Source organism: Kumtagia sp. (genome assembly GCF_059502445.1).
On record NZ_JCACER010000096.1, the window covers coordinates 83,030 to 97,082 of the forward strand.

The 14,053-nt window shown below is 65.1% G+C and carries 16 protein-coding genes; 10 read left to right on the top strand and 6 right to left on the bottom strand.

Features of this window, described 5'->3' with window-relative positions; all coding sequences use genetic code 11:
• Positions 1 to 112 precede the first annotated feature (112 nt).
• Entirely contained in the window at positions 113 to 550 is a 438-nt protein-coding gene (locus AC5JDC_RS24620; RefSeq protein WP_495845469.1) for a VOC family protein, read from the top strand.
• An 80-nt stretch (positions 551 to 630) separates the two neighbouring features.
• Here AC5JDC_RS24620 and AC5JDC_RS24625 read toward each other — a convergent pair whose 3' ends face one another.
• Positions 631 to 1,119 carry a RidA family protein gene (locus AC5JDC_RS24625; protein ID WP_495845794.1) on the bottom strand — a complete coding sequence of 163 codons (489 nt, stop codon included), beginning with the start codon at positions 1,117 to 1,119 and terminating at the stop codon, positions 631 to 633.
• A gap of 203 nt (positions 1,120 to 1,322) precedes the next feature.
• Here AC5JDC_RS24625 and AC5JDC_RS24630 point away from each other — a divergent pair, with 203 nt between their 5' ends.
• Entirely contained in the window at positions 1,323 to 2,024 is a 702-nt protein-coding gene (locus AC5JDC_RS24630) for a TetR/AcrR family transcriptional regulator (protein ID WP_495845471.1), read from the top strand.
• 61 nt (positions 2,025 to 2,085) lie between these two features.
• Here AC5JDC_RS24630 and AC5JDC_RS24635 read toward each other — a convergent pair whose 3' ends face one another.
• Genes AC5JDC_RS24635 through AC5JDC_RS24645 form a run of 3 tightly spaced genes read right to left on the bottom strand, consistent with a single transcriptional unit; the run spans position 2,086 to position 5,020 of the window.
• Positions 2,086 to 3,597, bottom strand: coding sequence for a winged helix-turn-helix domain-containing tetratricopeptide repeat protein (locus AC5JDC_RS24635; protein WP_495845473.1), 1,512 nt, complete (start codon positions 3,595 to 3,597; stop codon positions 2,086 to 2,088).
• Positions 3,598 to 3,622: 25 nt separating this feature from the next.
• Positions 3,623 to 4,108: an L-2-amino-thiazoline-4-carboxylic acid hydrolase gene (locus AC5JDC_RS24640; RefSeq protein ID WP_495845475.1), complete on the bottom strand. Its 486-nt coding sequence runs from the start codon at positions 4,106 to 4,108 to the stop codon at positions 3,623 to 3,625.
• Positions 4,109 to 5,020 carry an agmatinase gene (locus AC5JDC_RS24645; RefSeq protein WP_495845477.1) on the bottom strand — a complete coding sequence of 304 codons (912 nt, stop codon included), beginning with the start codon at positions 5,018 to 5,020 and terminating at the stop codon, positions 4,109 to 4,111. It lies immediately after the preceding gene.
• A gap of 168 nt (positions 5,021 to 5,188) precedes the next feature.
• Between AC5JDC_RS24645 and AC5JDC_RS24650 the strand changes: the two genes are divergently transcribed.
• The 4 genes from AC5JDC_RS24650 to AC5JDC_RS24665 all read left to right on the top strand — a co-directional run bounded on the left by AC5JDC_RS24650 (position 5,189) and on the right by AC5JDC_RS24665 (position 8,627).
• A complete protein-coding gene (locus tag AC5JDC_RS24650; RefSeq protein ID WP_495845479.1) occupies positions 5,189 to 5,434 on the top strand; it encodes a DUF1127 domain-containing protein in 246 nt (81 codons plus the stop codon).
• A gap of 12 nt (positions 5,435 to 5,446) precedes the next feature.
• The gene (locus AC5JDC_RS24655; RefSeq protein ID WP_495845483.1) at positions 5,447 to 6,613 is read left to right on the top strand and encodes an MFS transporter; all 1,167 of its coding nucleotides are present in this window, start codon (positions 5,447 to 5,449) and stop codon (positions 6,611 to 6,613) included.
• Positions 6,614 to 6,721: 108 nt separating this feature from the next.
• Positions 6,722 to 8,197 carry an FAD-dependent oxidoreductase gene (locus tag AC5JDC_RS24660; protein ID WP_495845796.1) on the top strand — a complete coding sequence of 492 codons (1,476 nt, stop codon included), beginning with the start codon at positions 6,722 to 6,724 and terminating at the stop codon, positions 8,195 to 8,197.
• A 244-nt stretch (positions 8,198 to 8,441) separates the two neighbouring features.
• Complete coding sequence (locus AC5JDC_RS24665) at positions 8,442 to 8,627, top strand: hypothetical protein (protein WP_495845485.1); 186 nt, start codon at positions 8,442 to 8,444, stop codon at positions 8,625 to 8,627.
• 27 nt (positions 8,628 to 8,654) lie between these two features.
• Here the strand turns inward: AC5JDC_RS24665 and AC5JDC_RS24670 are convergent, their stop codons facing one another.
• Positions 8,655 to 9,554 (bottom strand): LysR substrate-binding domain-containing protein, encoded by a 900-nt coding sequence (locus AC5JDC_RS24670; protein WP_495845487.1) that lies wholly within the window; start codon positions 9,552 to 9,554, stop codon positions 8,655 to 8,657.
• Between the two features lie 219 nt (positions 9,555 to 9,773).
• On the opposite strand from AC5JDC_RS24670, the gene AC5JDC_RS24675 reads away from it, so the two are divergent.
• From AC5JDC_RS24675 to AC5JDC_RS24690, 4 genes are all read left to right on the top strand, one after another.
• Complete coding sequence (locus AC5JDC_RS24675; protein WP_495845489.1) at positions 9,774 to 9,968, top strand: hypothetical protein; 195 nt, start codon at positions 9,774 to 9,776, stop codon at positions 9,966 to 9,968.
• Between the two features lie 326 nt (positions 9,969 to 10,294).
• Positions 10,295 to 10,435 (top strand): hypothetical protein, encoded by a 141-nt coding sequence (locus tag AC5JDC_RS24680; RefSeq protein WP_495845491.1) that lies wholly within the window; start codon positions 10,295 to 10,297, stop codon positions 10,433 to 10,435.
• A 331-nt stretch (positions 10,436 to 10,766) separates the two neighbouring features.
• Positions 10,767 to 11,705, top strand: a complete 939-nt coding sequence (locus AC5JDC_RS24685; RefSeq protein ID WP_425351335.1) for a GlxA family transcriptional regulator — start codon at positions 10,767 to 10,769, stop codon at positions 11,703 to 11,705.
• A 69-nt stretch (positions 11,706 to 11,774) separates the two neighbouring features.
• Positions 11,775 to 12,965 carry a Gfo/Idh/MocA family protein gene (locus AC5JDC_RS24690; RefSeq protein WP_495845493.1) on the top strand — a complete coding sequence of 397 codons (1,191 nt, stop codon included), beginning with the start codon at positions 11,775 to 11,777 and terminating at the stop codon, positions 12,963 to 12,965.
• Here the strand turns inward: AC5JDC_RS24690 and AC5JDC_RS24695 are convergent.
• Positions 12,925 to 14,007, bottom strand: a complete 1,083-nt coding sequence (locus AC5JDC_RS24695) for a Gfo/Idh/MocA family protein (protein ID WP_495845798.1) — start codon at positions 14,005 to 14,007, stop codon at positions 12,925 to 12,927. The two genes, AC5JDC_RS24690 and AC5JDC_RS24695, sit on opposite strands and share 41 nt — an antisense overlap.
• Positions 14,008 to 14,053: the final 46 nt, after the last annotated feature.

Consider the following 14,053-nt stretch of genomic DNA (forward strand, 5'->3'; position numbering starts at 1 on the left):
CATGCGCCCGATCGAGGAAGTATGACGGCGTTGCCTTTCGCCAAGCGCGATGGCCGCCTTGATTCGGCAAAGGTCCGTTGTTGAATCCGACCACGCCTTGTAGATTGGGCACATGGCGCTCAAACGGATGGACAATGTAGGAATTGTCGTCGATGACCTCGACGGGACGATCGATTTCTTTCGCGAGCTCGGCCTCGAGCTCGAAGGGCGGGCCACGATCGAAGGAGAATGGGCCGGACGAGTCACCGGACTGGGCGATCAGCGCGTCGAGATCGCCATGATGCGCACGCCGGACGGCCACGGCCGGCTCGAGCTCTCCCGCTTCCTCACGCCGCCTGCCCTCGAGGATCACCGCAACGCCCCGGTCAACGCTCTTGGCTACCTGCGCGTTATGTTCGCCGTGGACGACGTCGACGAGACGCTTGAAAGGCTCCGCAAGCGCGGCGCGCAGCTCGTGGGTGAAGTCGTCGAGTATAAAGACGCTTATCGGCTCTGCTACATCCGCGGGCCTGGAGGGCTTCTCATCGGACTCGCGCAAGAACTGAGCTGAGCGCACTTACTGGAACGCCCGACCGGCTTGCGCAACACGGGCGCCCGCCGAAGCCGGGCAATCGGCCGGACCCCTGCCCGCTAGTCGAGCACGACCACGGCCTCGACCTCGACGAGCATGGGGTCGATTGCCAGCTTGGGAACGGGAACCAGCGTCTGCGCCGGCAGCGCCTCGCCGAACATCTCCTTGACGTTCCTGGTCAACACCTCGAGCTTGGACATATCATGATCGACCACGAAGACCGTGAGCTTGGCGACCTGATCCGGCCTGGCACCGAGTGCGTCGAGGGCGGCGCGCAGATTTGCGTAGGCCTGCTCGACCTGGACGGCGAAGTCGGGCGACAAGCCTCCCATGCTATCCTGGCCGCCCTGCCCTGAGATATAGGCCAGCCGGGCTCCGCGGGGCGTGATCACTGCCGTGCTGTAGCCGTTCGGCGACGGGTCATAGAGGTTTTGCGGATTGACGATGGTCAAGCCGCGATCATTCTCATTCGCTGTCGTCGCGATTGAAATTCCCAGGGTCATGGTGCCGAGCCCTCCGATAAGCATATGCCTGATTGAGCGTGACATGATTTTCTCTTGATGCTGCTGCCGAGCAACACGCCCGCAGCCGGCATTCATCGACCTTCGATCCGTCGGTCCCATGACGACTCGTACGTAGTACCATACGGCATGCGAGTCATCGTATGGTACGATGTACGAGTCAACCGCTCGGCATCGACATTCCTGACGTTGCCTGCCAAAATCGCAGGTATGACCAGCGGGGAAGACGAATGGCAGGCAAACGCGGCGCCCGCAGCAAACGGACGCAACGGACAAGTGGACCGCTCCCGCCCGTGCGCAGTGAACCGCCTCTCTCCCGGCAACGCATCGTCGCCACCGCGGTAGAGCTGCTGGACGCTCAGGGACTCGATGGATTGACCATGCGTCGGCTGGCCGATCGCCTCGGCTCGGGTGTGATGAGCCTGTATTGGCATGTCGACAGCAAGGAGGACGTCTTTGATCTGGCGCTCGATTCAGTGCTCGAATATCGCGGATCGCCGCACATCGCCCAGCTTCACGACTGGCGCGGAGAAATCATTCACGTACTCGAGGACTGGCGCGCCAGCATGCTGCGTCATCCCTGGTCAGCGTCGCTGTTATCGCGCCGGGCACTCGGCCCGAACACCCTCGGCCGGCTGGAGCTGCTGAGCAAGGCCCTGTCCAGGGCCGGTGTAGCCGCCGCGGATATGAACGTCGCGATATGGTCGCTCTGGAACTATGTGATGGGCGCCACCATCACCCGTGCGAGCTTCGAGCTTTCGGACGAGGACAGGGCAGCCGCGCAGCTGCGCCTGGCACGTCTCAGCGAACGCTACGCGGCGATCGAACGCTCCCGGCTGCTGCTGGATGACGATTGGGATGGCACGTTCCGGAGAGGCCTGGGCTTCCTGCTGGACGGCCTCGCACCAGGACAAAATTCGAGCGCGCCATGATGACACGACCAGGATGAGACAAGGGCTGCGGCCGGGGGAACTGGCCGCCGAAACCGGCGCGTCAGTCCGGCAGCCCTGCCTTTCTGAAGCCATCGACAAAATGCGCGAGCGTCGCGGCATCGCGGAACGGTTCGGTGGCGGCCCAGTGGCGGGTTGAAAACTGCGGGTTGGCGACGAGGAACAGTTCCGCCTCGGCACGCGCCGCGTCGAGCCGGCCGAGCTGCGCGAGGCTTGCCGCCAGGAAACGGCGTGAGCTCGTCCGATACGTCTCGTCGCGGCGCAGCGTCTCGACAGCCGCCTCGTAGTCGCCGGCCGCATATTGCGCCTGGCCGAGCACCAGATAGTACCAGCTTGCCGGAAACGGATTCAGCCGGAACGCCTTGCGAACATGCTCGAGCCCCTCCCCGATCCGCCCGGCGAGCACCGTGATGTCGGACAATGCCGCCCAGGCGTCGGCTTCGTTCGGGTCGAGTTCGATCGCTCTGGCGAATTCCGTATCCGCTTCGGCGAAGTTGCGGTCATAGGCCAGCAGATAGGCCAGCACCCAGCGGCAGCCGGCATCGTCGGGATCGAGCGCCACCGCCTTGCGCGCCAGCTCCAGAGCGTCGCCGCGGGCGGCCTCGCTCGGCCCGCCGGAATGCACCCAGCCCATCCACCGGTTCATGGCAAGCCAGCGATAGGCGTCGGCATAGCCCGGATCGAGCGAGACAGCGCGCGTCAGCATCAGATGCGTTTCCCGCGCTGCCTGCGGCGTGTCGTCCATCAGCCTGCGCGCCCGCACGCAGAGGTCGTAGGCCTCGACGCTTTTCGGCCGCTTGCGCGGCGGGGGTACGGCGAGCCGGCCGAGCAGTGCCTCGACGATCCTGGCCGTCACCTCGTCCTGAACGGCAAAAATGTCGTCGAGGCCGCGGTCGAAGCGTTCCGACCATAGATGGTCGCCGCTCGCCGCCTCGACGAGTTGCGCGTTGATGCGCACGCGACCCGCGGCGCGGCGTGCACTGCCGGTGAGCAGATAACGCACGCCAAGCTCCTCGGAGATCGCCCGCACGTCCATCGCCCTGCCCTTGTAGGCGAAGGCCGAGTTGCGCGCGATGACGAACAGGCCGGCGTTCCTTGAGAGATCGGTGATCAGGTCTTCGGTCAGTCCGTCGGCGAAGGCGACTTCGTCGGGATCGTTCCCGAAAGTGTCGAAGGGCAGCACGGCGATCGACGGCTTGTCGGGCAGCGGCAAGGGATTTCGCTTCGCGCCGCCGAGCCGTTCGACGGCGCCGAGGAAGCGATAGCCGACGCGCGGCACCGTTGAAATCCACTCGCCACCCCCCTTCCCGGCTGGGCCGAGCAGCTTCCTGAGCTGCGCGATCTGGACGGTGAGGTTGCCTTCCTCGACGGCCATGCCGGGCCAGGCCGCGTCCATCAGCTCGGCCTTGCCCAAAATTTCGCCGGGCCGACCGACGAGTGCCGCAAGCAGCTTCAGCCCGCGATGGCTGGCGGCAACAGGCACATCGTCCCGGACGAGCGTTCCCGCGTCCGGATCGAGCACGAACGGACCAAAGGCGAAGCGCGATCCCTGCATGCGGCGTATCGTCAGAGTGTCAGATTCACAGGTTGGTCTTCTCCGTGATCCGGGTCAGGCAGCAGCCCTCCTGTCCAGGGGACCAGAGTTCAATCTCATAGTCGAAGCCCGCGGCTTCCAGGGTCGCCTCGTCAAGCGCGGAGGCGCAGTAGAGCAAGGTGATGATTTCCGCTTCGCTGCACCCGGCTTCGACCCATGCGTCCTTGATCGGGCATGCCATCATCTTCACTTCGAGGCATGTGCTGTCGAGCCGCCTGATGTCCGGGCAGAACACCGACCCGTCATCCGGGGATTTCGCAAAACCTCTTGCCATGCACTGGAAATCCCTCGGGGCGCAGCCCGCGAGCGATCTGCCGATGTGAAGTCCGTGGGCGCGGCTTGCACTGCGCATGACGTCCTTGGCCTCATCTTCGCCATAGCGGGCCTTGAGTTCGCGAAAGACCATCAGGTAGGCCGTGCCCCGGTCCTTGATGGCGTCGTACAAGAGTTTGTTGGTTGGCTTGCCGGTCATTCAAGCCTGCCGGACGATGGCGTCGATCGCGTTGACGAGAAGGTGCGCGGCGGTCAGGGCCGTCAGGCCGTCGATGTCGGCGGGCGGATAGAGTTCGACAAGGTCGAAGCCGGCGATGTTCGCTCGCCGGCCGAGGCCCGCGATCAGGTCGATGGCCTGCGTGTAGGTGAGGCCGCCGGGCGTGCGCGCCGCCACGCCAGGCATGATGCCGGGGTCGAGGCCGTCGCAGTCGAGGGTGACGACCACCCGCGCGCCTTCCGGAATATGCCGCAAGGCGGCTTCGGCGCCCCCGGCATGAACCTCCCGGGCGGTGACGAAGCGGCTGCCGAAGTGCCGCGCCGCTTCGATTTCGGTGAGGCGCGCGCTGCCGACGCTGCGCAGGCCGACCTGCACGATGCCGGCGACATGCGGCATCTCGCTCGCCCGCCGCATTGGGCTCGAATAGCCGTAGCGTTCGCCATGCACCTCGTCGCGCCAGTCGATATGGGCGTCGATCTGCAGGATCCAGACCGGTCCGTGATCCGCAAAGCCGGCAAGGAAGGGAATGACCACGGAATCGTCGCCGCCGAGCAGGATCGGCACGGCGGGCAGCGCCAGCACCTCGCGGGTCTTTGCCTCGATGCGGGCCCGGTTGCCGGCGTTGTCATGCATGGTGGTCGCAATGTCGCCGGCGTCGACGCAGCAGATCGGCCCATCGCCGAACAGCGGACCGCCCAGATCGAAATCCCAGTGCCCGACGAGCGCCGCATCATCCTGGCTGGCAGCACGAATGGCGTTCGCGGCCAACGCATGGCCGCTGCTGTCGTTGCCGGGGTAGGTACTGCCGTGACCGGCCCCAAAAATTACCGCGCGCGGCACGCCCCCTTCGGCGAGGCGGTCGGGAAAGCCGAGAAAGGAAGGCAAAGCGGTCATTTTCTCGATGGTTTCGGTTGCGATTTTGCCGATTTCGGTGCGCGAGACTAGCCCGTTTGCAAGTTTTTGGAACTATTTGGGTGAGCTTAATTACGACGCTGCGCACATCCCGCAGAATTCAACCTCTTAGGATCGAGGGCCTCAGCCCTCAAACCACAGGAGGTTGCCATGGGCGGTACCCCTTCCCCGCATCGGACAGCGTGGCATGACGCGCCTGTCGGGTCGGCTGATGTCTCGTGTCGGCACGACGGACTGGCGGCCCTGCGAGGCATCATCGCGATCTGGGACGGACGGATACGCTTGCGCTGGAAGCTCGCGCAGATGTCGAGGGACGATCCCCGTTTGATCGACGACATCGGCCTGACGAGACGGCAGGCCGAGGCGGAGATCGCCAAGCCCTTCTGGCAAGCATAAGGCGGCGCCCGCATGACCGCCGAAGGCACGACATCATCGCGCGAGGATCGCATCCCGTTGGCTGCGATGGCGGGCCTCATCGCGACCGTCACGTTGGGCGCCGTGGCGGCGGGGCTGACCTATCCGCTGCTCAGTTTCATCCTCGAGCGCCAGGGCACCGCGCCCGGCCTGATCGGCTTGTCGGCGGCGATGATGCCGCTGGGCTTCATCGTGTCTGCCTATCTGACACCGGCACTGACGCGGCGCCTGGGGGCGGCCCGGCTTGCAATCGCGTGTTCCCTCCTGGCGGCTGCCACGCTGATCGCGATTGGCTGGACGCAGGACGTCTGGGCCTGGATGCCGCTGCGTTTCCTGCTCGGCTTCTTCAGCAAGCCGTCTTACGTGATCAGTGAAACCTGGCTGATCGCGATCACGCCGGCATCGCGCCGGGGCCGCATCATCGGTCTCTATTCGGCGATCGTTTCGGGCGGCTTCGCCATCGGCCCGCTGTCGCTCGGCCTGGTCGGCACCGAGGGCTGGCCGCCCTTCATCGTCGCCATCATTGCTCTGCTTCTCTGCGGCCTGATCGTGCTTGCGGTCGTTCCGCTCCTGCCCGAGATCCCGCACGACGGCGAGACGACTTCGGTCGGCCGCTTCTTCGCACTGGCGCCGCTGCTGTTGTTCGCGGTTTTCGCCGCGGCCGCCTTCGAGCAGACCCTGATTTCGCTGTTCGCGGTCTATGGCGCAGCACTCGGCAGCTCCGAAAGCCGCATCGCTGCGCTGATCGGCTGCTTCATAGCGGGCGATGCCGCGCTGCAGATATTGCTCGGGCGCATGGCCGACCGGTTCGGCTCTGCGCGGATCATGCTGTTCTGCGTGCTCGCCTCGCTGGCCGGCTGCTTTGTTCTGTCGCCGACCTTCGGCTCGTGGCTTGTCTGGCCGCTCGTCTTCGCCTGGGGCGGGGTTTCGTTCGGCATTTACACCATGACGCTGATCCAGCTCGGCGAGCGTTTCACGGGGCAAGCCCTGATCGCCGGCAATGCGGCCTTCGCATTCGTGTGGGGTGTCGGCGGCATCGTGGGATCGCCCGTCACGGGACTGGCGATGCAACTCATAGGACATCAGGGGCTGCCATTGTGCCTCGGCCTGCTGTGCGGGGCTCTGGCGGTGTTTCTGATGTCGGAGAAACGGCGCGTGTGATCCATGCCCATCGACATTATGCGCGGGGCACGGCGGAAACAAACACGCGCTCCGCGCGTTCGCAATCAGCGACGGGCAGCAACGGGGAACCATGGAAAGGACTTTTTTATGCCCGCCCTCCCCGGTCAACTCGGAAGCTGTTGGTCTTCGACCGCCGCGGCGACGCGTTATGCCCGCCTCGAGGGATCGATGCATGCTGACACCGTCGTTGTCGGAGGGGGAATAGTCGGCCTGACCACGGCACTACGCCTTTGCGAGCAAGGCCGTTCGGTCATCCTGCTGGAGGCGCTCAAGATCGGTGGACAGGTGACGGGCCGCTCGACGGCGAAGATCACGACGCAGCACGCCCTGATCTATCGATACCTTATGGAGACCCTCGGCCGCGAAGCAGCAAAAACCTATGCCGAGGCCAACGGCGCCGGCGCCTCCTGCATCAGGAATTGGATCGACGGCTATGGCATCTCGTGCGACTTCGAGGTCAAGACCGCCTATGCCTACACACATCAGTCGATGCGCCGGCACGAGATAGCGGCCGAAGCCGGGGCCGCGCGCGAGTTGGGGCTGAATGCGGAAATGCTCGGCCGCGCTCCCCTGCCCTTCGCCACCGCGGCAGCTCTGGCGTTTCCCGATCAGGCGCAGTTCAACCCGGCGCGCTATCTGGTCGGTCTCGCCGGGGCTGTCGCCGGCCGCGGGGGGCAGATTTTCGAGAACAGCCGGGCCAGGCTGATCGATGAGGCGAGCCGCTGGCGTGTCGTGACCGACGGTGGCACGGTGCATGCCGAACATGTGATCGTGGCCACGAACCTGCCCGTGAAGAGCCCGATCGGCATGGCGAACCGGACGCAGCCGCGCAGTCATGTCGCGATGGCGTTCCGTACCGACGATCCAGTCATGGTCGACGGCATGTTCATCGGCATTGATGAGCCGACGCGGTCCCTGCGGATGGGCCGCGACGCCGAAGGGCCACTGCTCATCGTGCTCGGCCCGAAATTCGATACTGGGCAAGACGGCGACGTGGCGCGCCGCTTCGTCGAGGTCGAACTGTGGGTCAGGCAGCACTTTCCCGTCGGCGAGGCGGCTTGGCGTTGGTGCAACGAGGACTACGACACGGCCGACCGGGTACCTTTCGCGGGAACGCCTGATCCCGAAAAGGCACCGGGCTTCCACATCGCCACCGGCTTCAACGGCTGGGGCATCAGCAACGGAACGGCAGCCGGCATGCTGATCGCAGACCTTGTCGCGGACAAGGCGAACTCCTGGAAAAACCTCTATAATCCGACGCGGCCTTTTCCGAAGGATTTTCACCGGAACGGCGAAAGCCAGTCGATCGTCGCCAGCGCCGAGGACATCGCGCCCGGCGGAGCAGGCGTCCTCCTGCGAGGCGACGAGAAGATCGCCGCCTGGCGTGACGAGGACGGCAGGCTGCATGCGACTTCGGCGACCTGTACCCACAAGGGCTGCACCGTCACATGGAACAATGCGGAGCGCACCTGGGACTGTCCATGTCATGGTTCCATCTTCGCGGCGGACGGATCGGTGATCCATGGACCGGCGAGAAAACCGCTTCCACCGGCTCAACTGTAGCGAGCCTCCGGCGCAGTCGCCGGCGCTTCGCCAATTTCCTGCCTTCACGAAGAAGTCGGAACGTCGAATCTCCCGAGATGTTCCCGTTCCTTTTCTTCGCCCGCGTTATGGCGAGTTCGCTATGTATCTCTTCCGTAACTGTTAAGTATCGTTTTTGAAACAGTGGAAAACTATGCGCGATAATGCCGAAACAAAGCTCCTTTATTAATGATCATATCGATTATTTTGACAAAGGACTTGGGAAATGTCTATTCTCGACGATATAGGCCATTTCGGTACCGCGTTGCGCGCAGCACGCCGCAACAGGCGGACCTTTCGTGAGATCAACGCGCTGCCGCCGGAGCTCCAGAAAGACATAGGCTGGCCGATGGTGAACGACTCGCCGGCCGATCTGGGGGCTGTCAACTCGCTCTGGCGTACGCTGCGCTGATCGCGGGACGCCGGCCCGCGCTTCGCGTCAAAACCTGCCGGTCTCCCGAAACACCTCGAAGGTGGCGCGGATATGGTCGGCGACAGCCTTCACCGGCGCGCTGGCGTCCGGCGCGACGATCATGGCAAGGCTGTAATTGCCGATCTCCGGCATGCCGTCCTTGGGCGTGAGCTCGACCATGTCGTTGCCGAGGAAGGATCTCGGCAGCGGTGCGACGGCCAGATCGGCCTGGATGGCGGCGCGCTGTCCGGCCGTGTGCGCGCTCATATAGGCGACGCGATAGTTGCGGCCCTCACGGCCGAGCGCCTCGAGAGCCCCTGCCCGCCAGACGCAGCCCTCCTCCCACAGCGACACCGGCAAGGGCTCGCGCATATGGGCGCAGCCGCCCTTGGAGCCGGCCCAGACGATCGGCTCGGTGAGCAGCACCTCGGCGCCGATCGCGCTGGTCTTGTAGGAGTTGGTGAGCAGTGTGATGTCGAGCGCGCGGTCGTCCATGCGCCGGCGCAGGTTGATCGACTGGTCGATGGTGACGTCCACCGCGATCGACGGATGCGACTGGGCGAAACGCTTCAGCACATGCGGCAGCACGCGCTCGCCATAGTCGTCCGGCGAGCCGAGGCGGACCACCCCGATGATGTCCGGCACGATGAATTTCGACACCGCCTCGCGGTTGATGGCGAGCAGCCGCCGCGCGTAGCCGAGCAGCATCTCGCCGTCCGTGGTCAGCGATACCGAGCGGGCGTCGCGGGTGAACACCGAGCGGCCGAGAATGTCCTCCAGCTTCTTGATCTGCATGGAGACGGCCGACGGCGTGCGGAATACGGCGGTCGCGGCGACGGTGAAGCTGCCTGTCTCGGCGATCGCCACGAAAGTGCGCAAAACGTCGAGGTCGAGCAGCGGCAGCGGATGATTGAGCGGCGCGTTCATCGGTGTCGTTCCATTCAAAAAATCTGATCGGAGCAATCACTTCATTTCGTTTGATTGAACCGTAGAAGAGAGCGATAGTCAACATCGTGGACGGCGACAATCTTGTCATCCTGACAATCGCCGCCAATGCGAAGACCGAAATCGAAGTCGAACGGATCGCGGACCGACCGGCCCGCGTCAGCGACCCGGCTTGTCCCGGGTCAACCGAAGGAGGACGTCATGTCTGTCATTTCTGCTCTCGGTCGCATCGCCGCGGAATATCAGGCGGCCCGCAACCGCTATCTCACCGAGCGCCAGGTTCATGCCCTGCCCTACGAGATCCAGAAGGATATCGGCTGGCCGGACCTGTACCAGCGCCGGCCGTCGCATCTGCCGCTCGGCACATGGGCCGGTGACACCGACCGTGTGCACTGAGCCGTGAGCCCCGCCGCCGAAGCGCGACGGCGGGGCCTGTCTCTACCCTGCCCGATTTCCGCGCAGCCATGCTTGCCGTGCATGCCGCATCCCGGGCAAACACATGGCTGGACCGAAACAACGGCAACAGGTTGATTTTCTTGTTCTTTGCCGATCTGATCGATGTCGTTCCCGCGCCCGCATGTCGTTTTTCAAGCGGAGCACTTCGCTTTCCCTGCTTCGACAACAACAAACAATGCCTATATCCGCGCCAGCAAACGAGATGCCCCACTCCTAACAGACCTAGCGAAGGCACCCCGTGTAACTCGACTGCATGGAGCCGTGTCATGACGTTCTTCTCCCGCCTGTTCTCGCGCAATCGCGACATCAACCTGACCACCGCCCTGGAGCGCCAGCGGCTCGACCGCACCATGCCCGGCCAGTCGGGCGCGCTTGCCGCCGCCCGCCTCGGCTTCCTGGTCCGCTAAAGCCGTAGCGCCGTTCTTCTCCTCCCGCGTTTTCGGGAGGAAGAAGCTGCGCGTGCCGCTGAAGGCGGCGAACGCGGCAAGCGGCCTGGCGCAGCACCGTCCCTTGCCCACGCGATACGTGCCTTCCTAGGCGGCCCGCCGGATCATGGGATGTCGCAAATTTTGCTGTCACGCAGCGTGCACATCCATTGACAGTCAAGGGTTTTCCTGATGACGCTGTGCTGATCGCGACATCGGCGTCGCGTCGTCAGGCTCGCGCGAGGAACCCTTGAACGCCGTCAAACATCCGATCAAACGATCGCTTGTCTTCTTCCTGGTCCCCGATTTCACCATGATTGCGTTCGCGACGGCGCTGGAGCCGTTGCGTTCGGCCAACCGCATGCTCGGCTACGACGCCTATCGCTGGCGGCTGGCGAGCTATGACGGCAGGCCGGTGCATGCCTCGAACGGGGTCGAATGCGCGGTCAATACGTCGCTCGACGAGGAGCGGCGCAAGATGGCCGGACCGGATCGGCCGTCCATGGTGGTGGTGTGCAGCGGCATCAATGTCGAGAGCTATTCCAACCGGTCGGCCTTCGCCTGGCTGCGAGAGGAGTACAATCGCGGCGTGGCGATCGGCGGACTGTGCACCGGCGCGCATATTCTGGCCGCCGCCGGGCTGCTGGCGGGCAAACGCTGCGCCATCCATTGGGAAAACCTGCCGGGGTTTTCGGAAGCCTTCCCCAAGGCGAATGTCTTCGCCGACCTGTTCGAGGTGGACCAGAACATCTATACCTGCGCCGGCGGCACCGCGGCGCTCGACATGATGCTCAAGCTGATCGGCGACGACTTCGACGACAACCTCGTCAACCGCGTTTGCGAGCAGGTCCTCACCGACCGCGTGCGCAGCCCGACCGACCGGCAGCGACTACCGCTGCGTGCCCGCCTCGGCGTGCAGAACTCAAAAGTTCTCTCCATCATCGAACTGATGGAGGCGAACCTGTCCGAGCCGCTGTCGCTGATCGAGATCGCCGACCATGTCGGCCTGTCGCGACGCCAGATCGAGCGGCTGTTCCGCACCGAGATGGGCCGTTCGCCGGCACGTTACTATCTGGAGATCCGGCTCGACCGGGCCCGTCACCTGCTGCTGCAGTCGTCGCTGCCGGTGGTCGAGGTCGCCGTCGCCTGCGGTTTCGTCTCAGCCTCGCATTTCTCCAAATGCTACCGCGAGCTCTATTCGCGCTCGCCGCAGCAGGAGCGCGTCGACCGCAAGCAGTTGATCGCGGCGTAGCGGCGCCGACGTTCACCAAGCGGAAAGCCGAAGACCTGTATCCGTGGACGTCCTGCCACGGAGATAGCGATGACGGGCATTGCGTTTGTCGGCACAGGCTTCGTCGCCGACTATTACATGACGACGCTGGTCAACCATCCCGGGCTGCGGCTGGCGGGCGTGTTCGACCGCGCGCCGGCTGAGCTGCGGCGCTTTGCCTCTTTCTACAAGGTATCCGCCTATCCGTCGCTGGACGCGCTGCTCGACGATCCGGCTGTGGAGATCGTCGCCAACCTCACCAATCCGGAAAGCCACTATGAAGTCTCAAGGCGTGCGCTGGAGAAAGGTAAGCATGTCTATTCGGAAAAGCCGCTGGCCATGCGCCACGACGAGGCGGAACAACTGGTGCGCTTGGCCGCGCAAAAGGGCCTGAGCGTCGCCGCAGCCCCGGCCAACGGGCTGAGCGCTGCCCATGCGGCCGTCGCCAGGGCGATCGCCGCGGGCGAGATCGGAACGCCGCGCCTCGCCTATGCCGAGATGGAGGACGGCGCGGTGTTTCGCGACAAATGGCAGAGCTGGCGGTCGCGCTCCGGCGCCAAATGGCCGGGCCTGCACGAGTTCGAGATCGGCTGTACGCTGGAGCATGCCGGCTATGCGCTCACCTGGCTGGTCTCGCTGCTCGGCCCGGTCGCAAGCCTCACCGCCTTCTCCACCCTCGCCTTCGCCGACAAGGGCGTCGGCACGCAAGGCCACGCCATGGGGCCGGATTTTTCCGTGGGCTGCCTGCGCTTCGCGTCGGGCGCCGCCGCCCGGCTGACCTGCGGCCTGGCAGCGCCACGCGACCGCTCGCTCACCATCCTCGGCGACGGCGGCACGATCTTGGTGCGCGACCTGTGGGACCATCATTCACCGGTCTATCTGGAAAAGGCCGGCGCGCCGCGCAGCCTCGCCGATAAAGTGCTCGGCCGCATCGAACGCCGGCTGGCGAACGCCTTACCCCTGAAGCCGCGGCCGGGAAAGCGGCTCAGCCTTCCCCTTGACGCGCGGCGGCCTGTTCTACCGGCATTCCCGTCGCAGATCGATTTCTGCCGCGGCATCGCCGCCCAGGCGGAGGCGGTCGCGCGCGGCGGCGCGCCGTTCTTCTCCGGCGACGTGGCGCTGCACATCACCGAGCTCGCGCTCGCGCTGGCGCTGTCAGATGCCGGCGAGAGGGCGCAGCCCTACGAGGTCCGATCGAGCTTCACGCCGGCTGCGGCGGCTGGCCGAGCACCGTCTCGATGATCTCCAGCACGGCGACGCTGTCCCCGAGCGGCATCCGGGGAGACTGCCGCTCGCCGCGCCGCATGGCATCAATCGCCGCGGCGGTTTCGAACTGAAGACCATTGCCGGGGAAGCGGAAATTTTTCACCTGACGACCTGGTAGCGGCAGCCGCGACAGGATCCTTGCCGCCGGTCCGGATGTCGCCCCGCGCGCGCCAACCAGCGGCCAGTCGCAAATCGTCTGGCCAAAGAGCGTCACCTGCTGAGCCTTCAGGAACGGCGCCTCGATGCGGATCGCGCCGCGACTGCCGAGGATCGTGAAGGTGTTACGGCCATCGCGGTCGAAGCCGCACGAGAGCATCGCCGTGACGCCAGCGAAGGAAAGCTGGAAATCGGTCCTGCGGTCGACACCGGTTCCTGCCGCCCACCAGCGGCCGGACGTTTTTTCAGGGCGGCCGAACAGATCGAGTGCCAGCGACAGCGGGTAGACTCCAAGGTCGAGCGCCGCGCCGCCTCCCATGGCAGGGTCGAAGAAGCGCCCGCCCTTTTCTTCCTTGCGGTAAGCAAGTTCGGCTTCGACATGCCGGACTTCGCCAATCGCGCCGGCTGCAAGCATGCCTCGCACCGCCTCCACAGCCGGCAGGAAGCGCGTCCACAGGGCCTCCATCGCGAACCGATCCGCGTGGGCCGCCGCTTCAACGACGCGTGCCGCGTCGCGGCTCGACGTCGCCAGCGGCTTTTCGACCAGCACCGGCTTGCCCGCCGCCAGCGCTTCCAGCGTCTGACCCGCATGCAAGTGATTGGGCGTCGCGATGTAGATCGCGTCGATAGTCTCGTCGGCCAGCAGCTCGGGCAATGTGGCGCAGTATCTTCGGATACCGGCTGCCGCCATGAATGCCTGCGCCGACTCCTCGCTGCGCGAGCACACCGCTCCTATCCGCGCCCCGGCGACATGCGCCAGATCGGCAGCGAACTGGCGCGCGATCGTACCCGCGCCGACGACGCCCCAAGTAACGGGGCGGGCCGCGACCGTCGCCGCCTTGTAAATGTCCTGATCCTGCATGGCGAACAGCATAAGGCTGTGCGCCTAAGAGAGGATTGACGGGATG